General features: G+C 65.1%; 14 protein-coding genes. 9 read left to right on the top strand and 5 right to left on the bottom strand.

All coding sequences use genetic code 11. The features are described 5' to 3' along the window. Positions 1-61: 61 nt before the first annotated feature. Genes ACTJLC_RS20290 through ACTJLC_RS20280 form a run of 3 tightly spaced genes read left to right on the top strand, consistent with a single transcriptional unit; the run spans position 62 to position 4,168 of the window. A complete protein-coding gene (locus tag ACTJLC_RS20290) occupies positions 62-1,756 on the top strand; it encodes an ATP-binding domain-containing protein (RefSeq protein ID WP_114163625.1) in 1,695 nt (564 codons plus the stop codon). Between the two features lie 28 nt (positions 1,757-1,784). After that, the gene (locus ACTJLC_RS20285; RefSeq protein WP_083086246.1) at positions 1,785-2,327 is read left to right on the top strand and encodes a molybdopterin-dependent oxidoreductase; all 543 of its coding nucleotides are present in this window, start codon (positions 1,785-1,787) and stop codon (positions 2,325-2,327) included. Beyond that, positions 2,297-4,168 carry a hybrid sensor histidine kinase/response regulator gene (locus ACTJLC_RS20280; RefSeq protein ID WP_073430913.1) on the top strand — a complete coding sequence of 624 codons (1,872 nt, stop codon included), beginning with the start codon at positions 2,297-2,299 and terminating at the stop codon, positions 4,166-4,168. The genes ACTJLC_RS20285 and ACTJLC_RS20280 overlap by 31 nt, the downstream gene beginning before the upstream one ends. Before the next feature lie 193 nt (positions 4,169-4,361). On the opposite strand, the gene ACTJLC_RS20275 is transcribed toward ACTJLC_RS20280, so the two are convergent. The 3 genes from ACTJLC_RS20275 to ACTJLC_RS20265 form a co-directional block, all read right to left on the bottom strand. Then, a complete protein-coding gene (locus tag ACTJLC_RS20275; protein WP_073430914.1) occupies positions 4,362-5,216 on the bottom strand; it encodes a helix-turn-helix domain-containing protein in 855 nt (284 codons plus the stop codon). Between the two features lie 444 nt (positions 5,217-5,660). Continuing rightward, positions 5,661-7,001 (bottom strand): type II toxin-antitoxin system HipA family toxin, encoded by a 1,341-nt coding sequence (locus ACTJLC_RS20270; protein WP_073430915.1) that lies wholly within the window; start codon positions 6,999-7,001, stop codon positions 5,661-5,663. Between the two features lie 2 nt (positions 7,002-7,003). Continuing rightward, positions 7,004-7,258: a helix-turn-helix domain-containing protein gene (locus tag ACTJLC_RS20265; RefSeq protein ID WP_073430916.1), complete on the bottom strand. Its 255-nt coding sequence runs from the start codon at positions 7,256-7,258 to the stop codon at positions 7,004-7,006. Positions 7,259-7,627: 369 nt separating this feature from the next. Here ACTJLC_RS20265 and ACTJLC_RS20260 point away from each other — a divergent pair, with 369 nt between their 5' ends. The 6 genes from ACTJLC_RS20260 (at position 7,628) to zwf (ending at position 13,948) form a co-directional block, all read left to right on the top strand. Beyond that, positions 7,628-8,968, top strand: coding sequence for an NAD(P)/FAD-dependent oxidoreductase (locus tag ACTJLC_RS20260; protein WP_073430917.1), 1,341 nt, complete (start codon positions 7,628-7,630; stop codon positions 8,966-8,968). 20 nt (positions 8,969-8,988) lie between these two features. Continuing rightward, positions 8,989-9,627 carry a C39 family peptidase gene (locus tag ACTJLC_RS20255; RefSeq protein WP_073430943.1) on the top strand — a complete coding sequence of 213 codons (639 nt, stop codon included), beginning with the start codon at positions 8,989-8,991 and terminating at the stop codon, positions 9,625-9,627. Positions 9,628-9,734: 107 nt separating this feature from the next. Then, on the top strand, positions 9,735-9,989 hold the full coding sequence (locus ACTJLC_RS20250; protein ID WP_073430918.1) for a hypothetical protein: 255 nt from the start codon (positions 9,735-9,737) through the stop codon (positions 9,987-9,989). 117 nt (positions 9,990-10,106) lie between these two features. Next, on the top strand, positions 10,107-11,213 hold the full coding sequence (locus tag ACTJLC_RS20245) for a potassium channel family protein (protein ID WP_073430944.1): 1,107 nt from the start codon (positions 10,107-10,109) through the stop codon (positions 11,211-11,213). 90 nt (positions 11,214-11,303) lie between these two features. Continuing rightward, entirely contained in the window at positions 11,304-12,239 is a 936-nt protein-coding gene (gene lhpI, locus ACTJLC_RS20240; protein ID WP_073430919.1) for a bifunctional Delta(1)-pyrroline-2-carboxylate/Delta(1)-piperideine-2-carboxylate reductase, read from the top strand. Positions 12,240-12,466: 227 nt separating this feature from the next. After that, positions 12,467-13,948, top strand: coding sequence for a glucose-6-phosphate dehydrogenase (gene zwf / locus ACTJLC_RS20235; protein WP_073430920.1), 1,482 nt, complete (start codon positions 12,467-12,469; stop codon positions 13,946-13,948). A 101-nt stretch (positions 13,949-14,049) separates the two neighbouring features. Here zwf and icmH read toward each other — a convergent pair whose 3' ends face one another. After that, positions 14,050-14,829 carry a type IVB secretion system protein IcmH/DotU gene (gene icmH / locus ACTJLC_RS20230; RefSeq protein WP_073430921.1) on the bottom strand — a complete coding sequence of 260 codons (780 nt, stop codon included), beginning with the start codon at positions 14,827-14,829 and terminating at the stop codon, positions 14,050-14,052. Continuing rightward, the gene (gene tssK / locus ACTJLC_RS20225; protein WP_073430922.1) at positions 14,826-16,172 is read right to left on the bottom strand and encodes a type VI secretion system baseplate subunit TssK; all 1,347 of its coding nucleotides are present in this window, start codon (positions 16,170-16,172) and stop codon (positions 14,826-14,828) included. Before tssK ends, icmH begins: the two co-directional genes overlap by 4 nt. Between the last annotated feature and the right edge of the window lie 89 nt (positions 16,173-16,261).

The raw sequence follows: 16,261 nt of genomic DNA, 5'->3' as shown, positions 1-16,261 counted from the left end.
CATGCCGGAAACATCTGCGCGTTGCGTACAATGAGCGCACCCGAATACGACGAGGCACCGCATGGCCCGCATTGTCCCCGACGACTGGAAGAGCCTCGCCGCCACCGGCGCGGCGGCACGCGAACGCGAAACCCTCGCGTTGCTGGAAGACACGCTGCCCGACGGCTATACCGTCTATCACGGCGTGCACTGGACGCGTCTGAACCAGAACTTTTCCGTGTTCGGCGAGGCCGATTTCGTGATCGTCAGTCCGGCGGGGCGCGTGATGATCGTCGAGCAGAAAACCGGTTTCCTGCGCGAAACGCCGAAGGGTCTCGTCAAGGTCTATCTGCAAACGGAGCGCAACGTGGCGATCGCGCTCGCGCACACCATCGAGGGGCTGCACCGGCGTTTTACCGCGGCATTCGGCGCGGGCACGTATTTCATCGAGGAACTGCTGTATTGCCCGGACCACATCGTCAAGGACGCGGCGATCGCGGGCGTGAACCCGGCGCGCATCGTCGACGCCACGCGCAAGACCCGGCTCGCGGCGATCATCCGCGAAGCGTTGCCGGCGGACGAGCCGCGCCTTGCCTGCGCGCCGAAAATCCATCACTTTCTCGCCGACGAACTCGCGCTCACGCCCGACGCCAGCGCGCTGGTCGGACAGGCGGGCACGCTCGTCACGCGCCTCGCCGGCGGTCTCGCGACATGGGCGCGGCGGCTCGAATTTTCGCCGTTCCGGCTGCGCGTGATCGGCACGGCCGGCTCCGGCAAGACGCAACTCGCGGTGCAGGTGATGAAGGACGCGGTGGCGCGCGGCCAGCGGCCTTTATATGTGTGCTTCAACCGGCCGCTGGCCGATCACATCGCGCGAGTCGCGCCGCCCGAGGCGAAGGTGGCGAACTATCACCAACTGTGCGACTGGATTGCGCGCGATGCGGGCCGCGAGCCGGATTTCCGTTCGGGCGACGTCTTCGACCAGCTCGAAACGGTTTTCGCGCAGACGCCGATCGGCGCGCGCTGGCAATTCGACGTATTGATCGTCGACGAAGGGCAGGACTTCCAGCAGCCGTGGGTCGCGGCGCTCGAGCGACTGCTGCGCCCTGGCGCGGCGTGGTGGTGGCTCGAAGACCCGCTGCAGAACCTGTACATGCGTGAGCCGGTCGATCTGCCCGGCTGGACCACGCTGAAGGAAACCACCAACTATCGCAGCCCGCGCGACATCCTCGACTATGTGCGCGACGTGGTCGGCGCCGCGGTGCCGGTCGCGGCGGCGCTCGCATCGGGCAGTCCGTTCGACGGCTCGGACATTGCGCTGTCCGTCTACGACGAAGCCCATGCCGTCGAAGGCAGCATCGAGGCCACCAAGCGCGCGATCACGCAGGCACTCTCGCTCGGCTTTCGCAAGCAGGACATCGTGGTGCTGTCCTTCCGCGGCCGCGAAGGTTCGGCGATCACCGCCCAGGATCATCTCGGTCCGCACCGGCTGCGCAGTTTCACGGGCAAATACGACCTGTTCGGCAACCCGGAATACCGCGAGGGCGACGTGCTGTTCGAGTCGATCTACCGCTTCAAGGGGCAAGCGGCGCCGTGCGTGATTTTCACGGAGATCGACTTCGCTGCGTTCGACGAGCGCATCGCGCGCAAGCTGTTCGTCGGCGCCACCCGCGCGACCATGAAGCTGATCGTGGTCGCTTCGCAGCGGGCCGCGCGGCATCTGCATCTGCGCGACGGTAAGGAAATCAGAGAAGCACGGGAAGTTGGAGAAACGTAGCGCGCCGCAAAAAACAACGGAAAAAAACATGACCAAGGTGACCAAAAAAATGCAGGGTGGGAAACGCGCGTACCGGGGTGCGCGCTGGGCAATGGGCCTGATGTTCGCGCTGGCGGCATGGAGCGCGCACGCTCAGCAGGACTCGGTGCCCTTCTCGCTCGACGTGAAGGGCAAGATCGCGAGGACCACCGACGCCTCGCGCCAGTCGTATCACTTCACCGAGGCGCAACTGCTCGCGCTGCCGGTGCATGCGATCACGACGAGCACCACGTGGACTCCGCGCTCTACCTTCACGGGACCGCTGCTCGCGGATATTCTGAAGACAGTCGGCGCGTACGGCGATCACGTGGAGATCCATACGTTCGACGACTACACCTACACCGTGCCGGTGTCGGACTGCGATCGCTATGGCGTGATCGTCGCGTACAGCATGAATGGCCGGCGTCTGAAGCTTAGCGACTTCGGGCCGCTGTTCCTTATCTATCCGCGCGATGCGTTCCCCGACGAACTCGTGGGCGCAGCGAGCGATTCGAAATTCGTATGGCAGATCAAGGCTCTCATCGTCAAATAGCGCGCCGTCCGTGGCGCCGCGTTCTCTACGTGCTGATCTGGCTCACCGCGCTCGCGGCGCCGGCCGGCGCGATCGGCTATCTGTTGTACGCGAATCTGCTGAACCCGCGCGCCACCGAGCAGTTGACCGGCACCTACGACGGCTTCTACTGGGACGCGGCGCAACTGCAAATCGCCTACGCGCGTTTCGAGAATCAGTTGCTGCTGTATCAGTCGGGCGTCGACGACGACTATCCGCGCCTGCTGCTGCGCTATCAACTGCTGCAATCGAAGCTGCACGTGCTGGCCGGCTCCACGAGCAGGCTGACCGCGCAAGTGCCTTTGCTGCAGCGGCAACGCGACGAAGTGCAGTCGCTCGATCGTCTGCTCACCGGCCTCGCGCCTGAGGTCGCCGCCGTGGCGAAGGACCGCCGCGGCGCCAATCAGATCGTTGCGCAGTTGCGCCTGCATTGGAACGAAGTCAACGACCTGGCGTTGAGCCGCCGTTTCGCCGATGTCGCCGATCGCGAGGCAATGAGCCGCGATTTCATCGACAAGCGACGCTTGTTGTTCGCGGGCGGCATGTTGATGCTGTTGCTGTCGGCGGCCGCCACGCTGCTGCTCGTGCTCAACGGCCGGCGCCGCACGCGTCTGATGCTTCAGCAGCACGCGGCGCTCGAAGCCGAGCACCAGGCGAGCCGCGCGGCGCGCGAGGCGAGTCTCGCCAAGGACGCGTTCCTCGGCATGATCAGCCATGAACTGCGCACGCCGCTGCACGCCATCGTCTCGTCGATCGAATTGCTGGGCTTCAACTACCATTCCGAAGCCGACCGCAAGGTGATCCAGCGGCTCGAAACCGCGGCGCGGCATCTCGAGGCGCAGATGAAAGACCTCACCGACTACGCGCGCCTCGGCGCGGGCAAGCTCGAATTGCGTCACGAGCATTTCGAGCCGCGCGAATTGCTGGCGTCGATCGTCGACGAGCACGCGATGTCGGCTGCCGCGCGCGGGCTGAAACTCGAAAGCGAGGTCATCGAGGCAGGCGGCGTGAGCGGCCTGGTCGACTCCGATCCGCACCGCATCCGCCAGATCGTCAACAACCTGGTCACCAACGCGATCCGCTACACCGAAACCGGCACGGTGCGCGTGCGGTTGAAGCAGCAGCCGGAGACGCTGACGTTCATCGTCAGCGATACGGGACCGGGCGTGCCGCATGCGCAGATTCCGCTGATCTTCCAGGAGTTCACGCAACTGGACGCGTCGCGCACGCGCCGCTTCGAAGGCGCGGGGATGGGGCTGACGATCGTGCAGGGGCTGGTCAGGCTGTTCGGCGGCACCGTCGACGTCGCGAGCACGGTGGGCCAGGGCACGACCTTCACGGTGACGATTCCGGTCACGCCGGTCGCGGCTGTCGCGCCGGCAGGCGTGAGCGTTCACGCGCAAGCGGGCGGCGAGCGGCCGTGCGTGCTGATCGTCGACGACAACCGGCTGATCCGCGAGTCGTTGAGCGAAATGGTCGCGCACATGGGTTTCGACGCGCACGTCGCCGCCAACGCCGACGACGCGCTCGCGTGGCTCGACACGCGCCGCTGCGACGTGGTGCTGCTCGATCTGCATATGCCGGAGCGCGACGGCTATGCGTTTCTCGCGGACTTCGCCGTGCGCGGCGGACCGTCGGCAGGCGTGCCGGTGATCGTGGTCAGCGCGTATGCGCCGGAGGCGGATGTGGCTGGAACGAAAAACGTCGTGGCCGAAGGCGAGGCCGATTCGAAGCCGTTTTTTGAAGCGTTGTTAAAGCCGGTGCATTACGAGGATTTGCGTCAGGCGTTGCAGCGAGCGCTGGCGTCGCGGCATACGGTGTGAAGCGGGGGGAGCGGTTGCAAGGCGGGTTGTGAAGCGGGTTGCAAAGCGGGTTGCAAAGCGGACTATGAAGCGAGGCGCGTGTGATACGGCGCATGGAAGCGCGCAATGGAGGCGATGGAGGCGGGCATCAACCTGAGCACACACCTTCAGCCGCTGACCCGCGCTTGACGGTCGTCGCTTGACGGCCGACGCTTTACGGCCGATTCAGCCGCTTGGAGAGATCGGCGACCAGAATCGCCATGCGCGCGGGCTTTTCGTAGCACGCCACGTCGTAGTTGCGTATCACCTGGCTGATCTCCGATTCGCTGGCCTTGCCCGTCAGCAATTCGCCGGTCAGCACGAAAATCGGCGCGTCCGGATTCTCCGACGCGCGCACCGCCCGAATCGCCGCCGCCGAAGTCTGCGAGCCGAACAGCCAGTCGATCACCACGCCGTCGAACACCTGGCTTTGCAGTTGCTCGGCGAACGACGTCAGGCCGTAGATCGCCACCGCCGTAAAGCCGCTGCGCTCCAGATAGTCGCGCAGGTTGTCGGCGCTGGCCTGATCGTCGTCGACTACCGCGATGGTCGGCTTGTCGGTCTCGGCGCGGCGCGGATAGATTTCGATCTTGTGGACTTCGTAGGCGCTCTGATAGAGCGCGCCGTCGTGACGCGCAACGCGCCATTGGCCGAGCTTGGAATAGGCGACGAATTCCGGGCGGCTGCCGGGTTCGAGCGCGGCGCCGACCCAGGCGGTGCAGGCCAGTTCGGTCGCGCCGATGCTGAACACGGCTTCCTGCGCGATCGCGCCGACCATGCCCGGATCGAGCGATTGCGCGCCGAATAGCTGGGCGGCGGGTTCGCCGAACACCTCGGCGACCTTCTTGATCTGCGAGAGGGTCCACGGACTGTTGCCGCGCAGCTTGCGGTGCCCCTGCGAAAAACTCAGATCGAGGATGCGGCAGAGTTCCGTGGTTTGCTGGCGTTTGCCGATTCCGTGCCGGCTCATCAACTCGCGCACGCGTTCGGCGACTGCGATGGAGTCGGGTGAGTGTGTTTCGTTGGCCATACTGCGTGAAAATCCGCCGTCGTAAAGGGCTGTGGGGAATGCGATACGCCACTCGCTCATGCATTCAATGTGCATTGACACGGGCAACGCGAGGGACAGCAAATGTACCGTAAAGTATCGCGACCTGTGTTTTTGTAGGACGGCCGCTGAACCGGTCCGCGCGCGGCGCGAACGGACAGATTCGGCGATCTGTTTATGCACTCGGCATTAACGGTATTTTACCGATGTGACGCGTCGTATCTGTAGGGAAATACATGGAGCCGCTCGCAGCCCTTGCGGCGCGCACCGTCCGAGCGGTGCCCGGCAAACGAAAAAAGATGGCGGACTCGCCTTTTCATGAGCAGCCGGTAAGCGTATTGCACGCGAGCTTAAGGAAGGCTTAAGCAAGTGTCCTCGAACCGCATCGAGCCAGAAGCGCTCAAGCCGCCGCCTGCAATCCGAAGCCTACGTTGCCGGCATTTTCTCCAGCCTGGCCGCCGAGGTTCTCAGTCCTTTGAAGATCCGCTCGGCCACCTTGGCGGGGAACCGCTCCGGCAATTCGGCCGAGACCTGTTCGATCACTTGCGGCGTCTGTTCGATCAGCCGCCGGATCAGCGGCTCGGCGTTGGCGCCGTGCGAGCACTTCAGCGCCATCGTGTTGAAGTGACGCCGCTGCACGTCGCGAAACGCATCGTGTTTGCTGCGCGACCACATCGCCATCGCGAGTCTCGCCTTGAACCACGACCACTGGTTCGGACCGTTGCCTTCCACCGGCCAGATCGACATTACGTCGTAGAGCGGCGTGAGCCGATACTGGCCGCCCGCCAGCAGGCGAATGCTGAAGTTCTTGGCGTGGCCGTCCGGCGCGGCCAGCATCCAGAACAGGATCTGGCTAGCCAGCAGCGTTTCGATGTCCTGCTGGGCCGTGACCGACTGCTGAAGAATTCGCGCGAGGTCGAGCAAGCCGGGGCCGCCTTCGTTTTCGTACTTGCGATGCGACGGCACGCCGTACACCTGGCAGAAGTCCTCCTGCGGCAACCGTAGCAGCCATTGCCCGCTCGAATGCAGTTGCCGGTCGAAGCGCTCGACGCTCAGCACGCGCTGCTTGCCGAAGGTCAGCATGTCGGTGTTCGCGACCGGCAAGCCATAGGCGCGCAGAATGCGCAGGCATAGCCACTCGTTTTCAACCGACGTGCTGAGGTCGGCGAGCTTGTTGCCCACGAGGCCAAGCGGCAGCTTGAAAATGTGCGTGGTGGGCGTCGCGCCATGCGGGCGCTGCCACTTGCCGTCGTGCCGCAGCAGCGCGGTTTTTTCCTGCGCGCCGGCGAGCGAGATGCGGAAGTCGTCGGCCTGGTCGGGCGTGCCGAGCGCCGGGTTGCCGACCGTGCGCGCCAGCATGGCCTCGATCTCGCTGTCCGCGAGCGGCGTGCCCTCGATCTGTTCGACACCGGTTGGCGCGTCGTCCTCGGCGAGCAACTGGACGGCGCCCACGCAATCGCGGCCGATCGCTTGCAGCAGATCGAACGCATCCAGCGTCTCGGTCTGGTAGCGTTGGGCGATGCGTTTTCTGATTGCCTCGCTGTCGGGCAGCAGGTTGTCGAAATAGTTGAGCACGCGCGAGCCTTTCTGCGGCAGATTGCTCGGCGTGAACGGCAGCGACAGCGAAAGCGGCCGGCCCGCGGGCGAGGCGACCCACGCGGGATCGTAGGCGAACTCCATCGAACCGCGCGTGGGAAGGCGCCACACGCCGACGCGCTCGCCATTGGCCCACACTGAAAGCGCCCGTGAATGCGTTTGCCGACCCATGCTCACCACTCGATCAACGGCGCCGGATCAGACACCGGCTGGTTCTTGTCGCGTACCTGCAATTGCAGGCCGTAGGCGCCGCACAGCGCCAGCAATTGCGCGAGGGTAATGGCCGCTGCGTCGGTTTCGAGCGCCGAAATGCGGCTTTGGCTGATGCCGACCCGCGCCGCGGCTTGCGCCTGCGTGAGGCCGGCCTGGCGCCGGCCGGCGGCGAGCAGCAGGGCCATTTGACCCGGCGTGGCGATGAGATGGAGCATGGCAAAATATCCGCGAGACGAATAAACGCACTTTATGCGTCACACGGATATTTGTCAAATATTCGTGTGACGCATATTCTGCAAATATCTGTCTCGCGAATAAAAGGCGAATATGCGTGTAGCGAATAAACCGCGCGGGCGTGCTCCCGGCAGACGGCATACGGCAAACCGCAAACCGCAAACCGCAAACCGCAAACCGCAAACCGCAAACCGCAAACCGCAAACCGCAAACCGCAAACCGCAAACCGCAAACCGCAGACGCAACGACGCCGCGAGCCCATGCGCCCCGAGCCTCGCGACCGCCGCGGCATTGCGGACAACGCTGCCGCCTGCGAAGATTATTCCTCCACTTAAAACCTTTCCTGCCCGATGACCACGACCTATCCGCTGCACGCGAGCTTCACGCCCGCCGATCAGGCGTTCCCGAAACGTGCCGATGTGGTGATCGCCGGCGCCGGCATCATGGGCTGTGCGGCCGCCTACTATCTGGCCCGCCGCGGCCTGTCGGCGGTGGTGCTCGACAAGTCGCGGATTGCGGGGCAGCAGTCGTCGCGGGCATGGGGTTTCGTGCGCCAGCAGGGCCGCGAGGCTGCTGAAGTGCCGCTGATGATGGCGGGCATCCCGCTGTGGAAAGGGCTCGAAAGCGAGCTGAACTTCGATCTCGAATGGCGTCAGGGCGGCTGCCTGTACGTGGCAACGAAGGAGAAGGACTGGAGTTCGTTCCAGCAATGGATGGACGTCGCGCGTCAGCATGGGCTCGACACCCGCATGCTCGACCGCAAGCAGATCGACACCATCGTGACCGGCATGCAAGGTCCGGCGCTCGGCGGCCTCTACACCCCCAGCGACGGCCAGGCGGAACCGCGCCGCGCCGCCGCGGCCTTTGCCGCGCGGGCGGCGCAGGCCGGCGCGCTGTTCTTCGAAGGCTGCGGCGTGACCGGCGTCGAGCGCGCGGCCGGCGCGATCGCCGGCGTGGTGACCGAGCGCGGCACGATTCGCACGTCGCGCTTCATCTGCGCGGCCGGCGCGAGTAGCTGGCGTCTGCTCGACACGCTAGGGCTGGCGTTGCCGCAGCAAGCGGTGCGCGGCACCTGCATGCGCACCAATCCGCTGCCGCGCGTCACCGCATCCACTTTCTGGGGGCAGGGGCTCGGCATCCGGCAACGCGCGAACGGCGTGATCAATCTCGCCGACGACATGCAGGTCGACGTCGACATGACCCTCGGCCATTTCCGCGCGCTCAAATGGTTTCTGCCGGAACTGTGGAGCCAGCGCGAGAAGTTCAGCTTCCATCTGAACGGCGCATGCCTGCGCGATTTGCGTGACCGTCTGCCGGGCGCGGTGCCGCAAGGCGAACGCGTCCTGCATCCGCGCGACCCGCATCCGCAGCCGAACGCGAGCCACGCGCCGCGCGCGTTGAAGAAGCTGCGTGCGCTGTTTCCCGCGCTGAAGGAGGCACAGGTGGTCGAGGCATGGGCTGGCCTGATCGACGTGCTGCCCGACGGCCTACCGGTGATCGACGCGCCGCCGCAGGTCGGCGGCCTGACCATCGCCACCGGTTTTTGCGGCCACGGTTTCGCCATGGGTCCGATCGTCGGCAAGCTGCTCGCCGAGATGAACGACGGCGGAGAACCGTCGCTCGATCTGTCGGCTTTCCGTTTGCAGCGTTTCTTCGACGGCACGATGCAACGGCCTCGCAGCATGTTATGACTTCGCTCCCGCTTACGACGATGAACGACCCGACACTGCGCCACGCCGGCGTGCCGTACTACTCGCAATGGGGCAGTCCCGAATGGGTTCGCCATATCGTCGAGCAGCGGGGCGACCCGTGCGACGATCCGGCCTGGCGGCGCAGCGGCTTCGACGATCCCGAGCGTTATCGCTTCTGGGCGAAGCGCCTGTGCGGTCTGACGTGCCTCGAATCCGCGCTCGACTATTGGCGCATCGGGCACGCGCCGCGCGCCGCGCTGCTCGACGAAGCGTTGCGGCATGGCGTGTACCGGGTGCGCGCGGACGGCGGCGTGGACGGTCTGATCTACCGGCCGTTCGCCGACTGGGCAAGCGCCGCCTTCGGTCTTCACATCGAGGTGCTGCCACAAGCGCCGCTAGAGGAAATCGCCGCGCGCCTGAACGCCGACACGCTGGCGATCGTTTCCGTGAGCCCCGAGATTCGTTATCCCGCACGGCCGAATCAACGCCGGGGCGGCCATCTGATCCTGCTGCACGGGCGCGATCGCGAGGGCGTGTGGTTTCACAATCCGTCGGGCATCGCGCCGCATCAGGCGGATGCCTATCTGCCGTTCGCGACCATGACGCGTTTCTACGCGGGGCGTGGCATGACGCTCACGCACGGGCGCGCGGCGCGCTAAGCGGCTCCGGTTGCGCGATGATCGGGCCCGCTTTCTGCTGAACCGCTTGCACGGAGCCTTGCGCACCTTTGCGCGCCTTTGCGATATGGGAGATACGGGAGCCCGACATGAATCGAACTTACGCGCTCTTTGCCGGCAGCCTTCTTGCGCTCAGTGCGGCCGCCGTCCCGGTCGACGCCGCCAGCCGCGACCAGCAAGCCAAGGCCTGTCGCGGCGACGCAATGCATTTCTGCGCAGCCCACATTCCGAACAAGGAAAAGATCACGGCCTGCATGAAGCAGCACATCGACGAACTGAGCCCGGCATGCCGCGCCATGTTCAAGAACGGCAAGAAAGACGAGGACAAAGCCGCGACGCAGTGAACCGGCGGCGCGGCTTGCAACGCCGCGTCGGCGTGGAGCTTGCGATCGGGGCCAACGGCGCACCGGGCGTCGTAGAATCGCTTGTTTCCCGACTCCCGGAGCCGCCGCGTGCCCGACGTGCCACACCCGCAGCTCAAATCGAAACCGCGTGCGCCGCGCTTTCGTCTGCCGCGCCGCGCTCGCTCGGCCTGGCAGGCGCCGCGCGCCCGCATCTTGTTCACGCGGCCGGCGGCGTCGCCGCAACGTGTGCTGCTGCAACGCATCGGTCTGGTGGCGGCGCTCTGCGTGCTCGCTTTCGTCGTGCTCTATCTCGACCGCGACGGCCTGCGCGACGCCAATCGCAAGGTGCTCGGCATCGTCGATCTGATGTACTTCACGATGGTCACCGTCGCCACCGTCGGTTACGGCGACATCGTGCCGGTCACCGCCCGCGCGCGTCTCATCGACGCCTTTTTCATCGTGCCGATCCGCATCATCATCTGGTTCGTGTTTCTCGGCACCGCCTATCAGTTCGTCATTCAACGCGTCATCGAGGAATTCCGCATGAAACGCCTGCAAAAACAGCTGCGCGATCACGTCGTCATATGCGGCTATGGTTTGAGCGGCTCGGTCGCGGTGCGCGAGTTGCTCGAGAGCGGCTTCGCCGCGACGTCGATCGTCGTGATCGATCCGCAGCAGGCGGCGCTCGAAGCGGCCGCCTCGCTGGGCGTCGCCGGCCTGCTCGGCGATCCGTCGCGCGAGGACCTGTTGCAGCAGGCGCAAGTGCGCATCGCGAAAGCCGTGATCATCGCCGTGGCCGACGACGCCACCGCGATCCTGCTCACGCTGACCGTGCGCAGCGTCGCGCCGCAAACCAAGATCGTCGTGCGTATCCGCGAGCAGACCTACCAGCGCCAGTTGCGCCAGGCCGGCGCGAACGTGATCGTTTCGTCGACGCGGATCGGCGGGCTGCTGCTCGCCGACGCCGTGGACAGCGACTACATCGTGCCTTTCATCAACGACCTGTTGTCGGCGCGCGGCCGGGTGAACCTGATCGAGCGCGAGGCGTCGGCAGAGGAAGTGGGCCGCTGGAGCAACGCGCTGCCGGGCGCGGTGGTGGTCGGCCTCGTGCGCGCCGGGCGCATTCTGTCCTTTTACGATGACGAGCCGTGTCCGATCGAGACCGGCGATCTGCTGATGCTGATCCAGTCCGCGCGTCAGACGAGCGGGACGCCCGTTGCCTAGCGCCGTGCGCGAGGACGCATGAAGAACAATGCGTCGTCGTGCGCGTCGCAATCGAACTCAACCTTCACAAGAATCGGAACCGCCCCGCTCATGACCCGTTCGACCACGCAGATTTTCGACGCCGCCGCGACCGCCCGGCTGATTCCGTACGCGACGCTCGTCGATGCGTTGAAGCGCGCGAGCATCGACTATGCACGGCAGCGCATCGCGAGTCCCGAGCGGCTCGTCGTGCCGCTCAACGAAGGCGGCGTCATGCTGTCGATGCCGGCCACCGCGCCCGATCTCGCCATTCACAAGCTGGTCAACGTATGCGCGAGCAACGGGCCGCGCGGCTTGCCGACGATCCACGGCCAGGTGATGGCGTTCGACGCCGATACCGGCGAGACGCTTTTCATCCTCGACGGTCCGACCGTGACCGGACGCCGGACCGCTGCGATGTCGATGCTCGGCGTCGAGACTTTCGCCGCGGCCGCGCCGCGCGAGTTCCTGCTGATCGGCACCGGCACGCAGGCGCTCAACCATCTGGAAGCGATCGGTGAACTGTTTCCCGGCGCGCGCGTATGGGTGAAGGGCAGTGCGCCCGCGCGCGCCGAGGCGTTTTGCGCCGCGCATCGCGGCAAGGCGCACGAACTGCGGCCGCTCACCGAACCTGACGCGACGATCCCCGCTTCGATCGACGTGCTGATCGCGCTCACCACCAGCAAGCAGGCCGTCTACGACGAAGCGGCGCGGGCCGGGCGGCTCGTGATCGGCGTCGGCGCATTCACGCCGGCCATGGCCGAGATCGGCGCGCGCACCATTGCCGGCAGCGCGCTTTTCGTCGACGACCTGGCAGGCGCGAGGCACGAAGCCGGCGACTTGATTCAGGCCGGCGTCGACTGGGCGAAAGTCGGCGGGATTGCCGCCGTGGTGGAAAACCCGGCGTCGCTGCCAGGGGAGAAGCCGGTCGTGTTCAAAAGCGTCGGTTGCGCGGCGTGGGATCTGGCGGCCTGCCGCGTGGCGCGCGAGGCTTTGTCCGGCGCTTGACGCTCACGGCCGCGACGCCGCACATTTGAAAGCGCCTCAAAAACAGGGGTTTAACAGCGCCGGTTGGCATATTGCGCCAAGCTGCGGCAGATGTTGCCGTGCAAACAATCTCAAAACGTTGCACCATAGGCGTTTGCCAGAAAAAAGTGCCGGTCCCCGGCGCTCGTGCTTCGCTTTTTCTGCCCCTTGACCGACGCCTTCTCCATCACGACGCTGCGATTCGCGCTATGACGACCCAACACGCTTCAGCCACTCCCGACCTGCCGCTCGACATGATCATCTTCGGCGGCACGGGCGACCTGTCGTTCCGCAAGCTGCTGCCGGCGCTTTACATGGCGCATCTGCACTGCAATCTGCCGACGGATACCCGCATTCTCACGATCGGCCGCAAGCCCTGGTCGCGCGAGGAGTACATCAACGAATTCATGGAGCTGAAGGCGAAGCCCTTCATCGAAAAGAAGGCGTTCGATGCCGCCGCCTGGGACAAATTCATGGCGCTGTTCGAGTACGTGCGCATGGACGTCGACTCGATCGAAGACTACACACGCCTGAGCGAAGCATCGCGCCCCGGCGTGCGGCGCGTGTTCTATCTCGCGACCTCGCCGGATCTGTTCACGAACATCTGCGACAACCTCTCGGCCGCCGGTCTCGTCGACGAGCATTCGCGCGTCGTGCTCGAAAAGCCGCTCGGCCACGATCTCGCGTCGGCGCAGGAGATCAACACGGCGGTCGGCAAGCACTTCAGCGAAGCGCAGATCTACCGGATCGATCACTACCTCGGCAAGGAAACCGTCCAGAACCTGATGGTGCTGCGCTTCGGCAATCCGATTTTCGGGCCGCTGTGGCAGGCGCCGTATATCAAGCGCGTGCAGATCACGGTCGCGGAAACGGTCGGCGTGGGCAGCCGCGCGGGCTTCTACGACAAGACCGGCGCGTTGCGCGACATGGTGCAGAACCACTTGCTGCAATTGCTGTGCATCGTCGCGATGGAGCCGCCGGTGTCGCTCGACCCCGATGCGGTGCGCGACGAAAAGCTCAAGGTGCTGCGCTCGCTGCGGCCCATGACCCCCGAGGACATCGCTCGCGATACCGTGCGTGGCCAATACACCGCGGGCGCGGTGGACGGCGAGGCGGTGAAGGGCTATCTGGAGGAAGAGAACGTGCCGGCCGGCAGCCGCGCCGAAACCTTCGTCGCGTTGCGCGCGCATATCAACAACTGGCGCTGGGCCAACGTGCCGTTTTTCCTGCGCACCGGCAAGCGGATGCAGAAGAAGGTGTCGGAGATCGTCATCGAGTTCTCCGAGTTGCCGTTCTCGATCATTCCGAGCGGCGGGCGCAACTACGGCAACCGTCTCGTGATCCAGTTGCAGCCGGAAGAGTCGATCCAGTTGCAGATGCTCGCGAAGGAGCCGGGCAGCGGCATGCACATGCTGCCGGTGAATCTGAACCTGGATTTGCAGCAGGCTTTCACCGAGCGCCGCGCCGAAGCGTACGAGCGTCTCCTGATCGACGTGATTCGCGGGCGCCTCACGCATTTCATGCGCCGCGACGAACTGGAAGCCGCCTGGGCGTGGGCCGAGCCGATCCTGGCAGGCTGGAGCAAGTCGGGCGAGCGGCCGCGCGGTTATACGGCGGGGACGTTCGGGCCGGCGGCATCCACTGCGCTGATGGCGCGGGAAAACGCGGTGTGGGCGGAAGAGTCGCAATAAGCGGTTCGCTGGCGCAATAAAAAAGGGCGGCCCGCATCGAGCGGGCCGCCCTTTTTGCTGTGACCGGCCAGCGTTATTTCGCCGGCGTCGTTCCAGCGTCGTTACGGCAACGAGATCGTCAAGGTAGCCGATTGCGGGCCGAGCTTGACGACCTGCGAATACGGCGCGAGCGTGCGCAACGTCTGATCGCGCAGATACGTATTCAGGCCGAGATAAGCCAGCAGTCCAACCAGCGCGAACACCGCGCCGATCGACCACAGCGGCACCTCGCGCTTCAGGCGGTGCGCGACCTGATCGGGCAGCGGCCAATGCGGCGCGAACGGCGCGCGCTTGCCTTTCAAATGCGCGATTTCGTCGCCGATGCGCGCGGTCAGATACGCGAGCTTCTCCGGCCCTTCCAGCAGATACTTGCCCTGAAAGCCGAGCAACAGGCACATGTGAAACACCTCGAGCGATTGCAGCCGCGCCGCGCCTTGCGCGCGGCATTCCTCGAGATACTGGAAGAACTTCTCGCCCGCCAGTTGCTCGCCGAACAGCACCAGTTGCAGCGGCCGGCGCTCCCACTCGGTACGAATCCTGAACGTGGACGACAGCACCGCTTCGTCGATGGCGGCGCAGAACGCAAACTTCGACGCGTAGACGTCTTCCGCCGATGCGTTGAGCTTCTTCGCGCCGCGTTCGAAGTCGCCGAGAAACTGCTGGATACGCTGGCTGAATTCATGCGCCTCGCCGGGCTCGCGGCCGTTCTTCAACAGGAATAGCATGAAGAAGCCGTCGTACAGCAGATCGAGCAGCGAGCGCACCTGATAGGTCGGCTCGGCGGCGGGGGCGGGCGTCGCGGCAGGCGTGCTGCCGCCAAACAGTGAGGGCGCGTAGCTCATGATGTGACGGCGATCAGTTCGAGTTGAAGATCGTTGATGCCCGACGGCGCATAGATCATTGCCGATTGAGCCTGCAACATGCGGTCATACAATGCGCCGCGCGATTCGAAGGAGAAGTAGCACGCGCCCGGCCGCACCGGAATCGCGGGCGGCACTTGCGGCGTGTAGACGAGCCGCACGCCCGGCATGGCCGAGAGCACCAGCTTGTCGACGTCGTCCGGCGCGCCGACCTTGAAGCGCGCGGGCACCGCCTCCACGAGTTCCGCGGTCGGCAGGTCCGCGGAGACGGCGATGTAGAACATGGTCTTGTCGTCGATCTTGCCGGAGTCGAGGCGACCGGAATGGAACGACGGGCGCACTTCCTCGAGCGCGATCGCGAAGTAGCGCGTGGAGATCACCGTTTCCAGCAGATCGCGCAGGATCGTATCGAGCCGCGCGAAGCCGGGACCCGGATCGTCATGCCGGTAAGCCGGCAAGTCGGACAGCGCATAACCTTTCGAAAACGTCATCAACTGGCCGGCCAGGCGCAGCAACTCCTGGAACAGACGCTCGGGATGCAGCGCCGAATGCTGATACAGATGCGCGAGCGACGCGAACGCCGCGCTCGCCGTGTGCAGCAGCCAGAACGAGGCGATGTCGCCGGAACGGAACTCGATGATGTTCTTGGTCGGCTCGCGATGAAAGCCGTACAACGCATTCACCTTGGCCTGCAACGCGTCGATCAGTTGACGCAGCCGCTGATGCAGGATGGGCGATGCGTCGATGGCGAGGCAGGGCGGCACGAAGGTGTCGTCGATTTCGAAGCCCGAGGTGGCGGTGCGGCGCACGCGCACGAGCGGCACGGAGAGCAGTTGATCGCGCGGCTCGCTATGCGCGATGAGTTTGACGCTGGTTTTCAGGAAGGTGATGTCGGCTTCGGCGGCGTCGGTGAAATGATCGGCCACCGGCGTTTGCTCGCTGACGTAACGCGACACGAAACCCGCGTTGCTGTCTTGCGAATAGTTCGCGCCGGTCTCGCGCAGCGGATGCAGCGCGAGATAAAAAATGAATTCGTTGATGCCGTCGGGCAATGTATCCAGCGCGATCGGCGGCGGCAGGTCGTCGGCTTGCGGTGCGGAGTAGAGCGCGCCGTCCGGAAAGACCAGCGACAGTTCGCTCACGCGCAACACGTTGCTGCCGAGCGCGTCGCGGTCGAAGCGCGCCGAGCGCACGCCCCAGTTGTATGGCTGGATCGCCTGGATCGATTCGAACAGGCGCGCCTCGTGATACGCGTCCTGACGCTGAAAATGCTGCGGCCTCAGAAACAGGCCTTCCCCCCAGAGCACTTTTGCGGAATAACTCATCTCAAACCTGTTATATGCGTTCAGCGTGTGGCGCGCCCGGAGATAACCGATTCGGGCGCCGCAGGGTTAATTCTCTAAGAACTGTTAAA

Source organism: Paraburkholderia sp. 22099 (assembly GCF_052045835.1).
GTDB classification, from domain to species: Bacteria; Pseudomonadota; Gammaproteobacteria; order Burkholderiales; family Burkholderiaceae; genus Paraburkholderia; species Paraburkholderia terricola.
The sequence above is the reverse complement of the archived record's forward strand: the minus strand, read 5'-3'. Positions and strand labels throughout refer to the sequence as shown.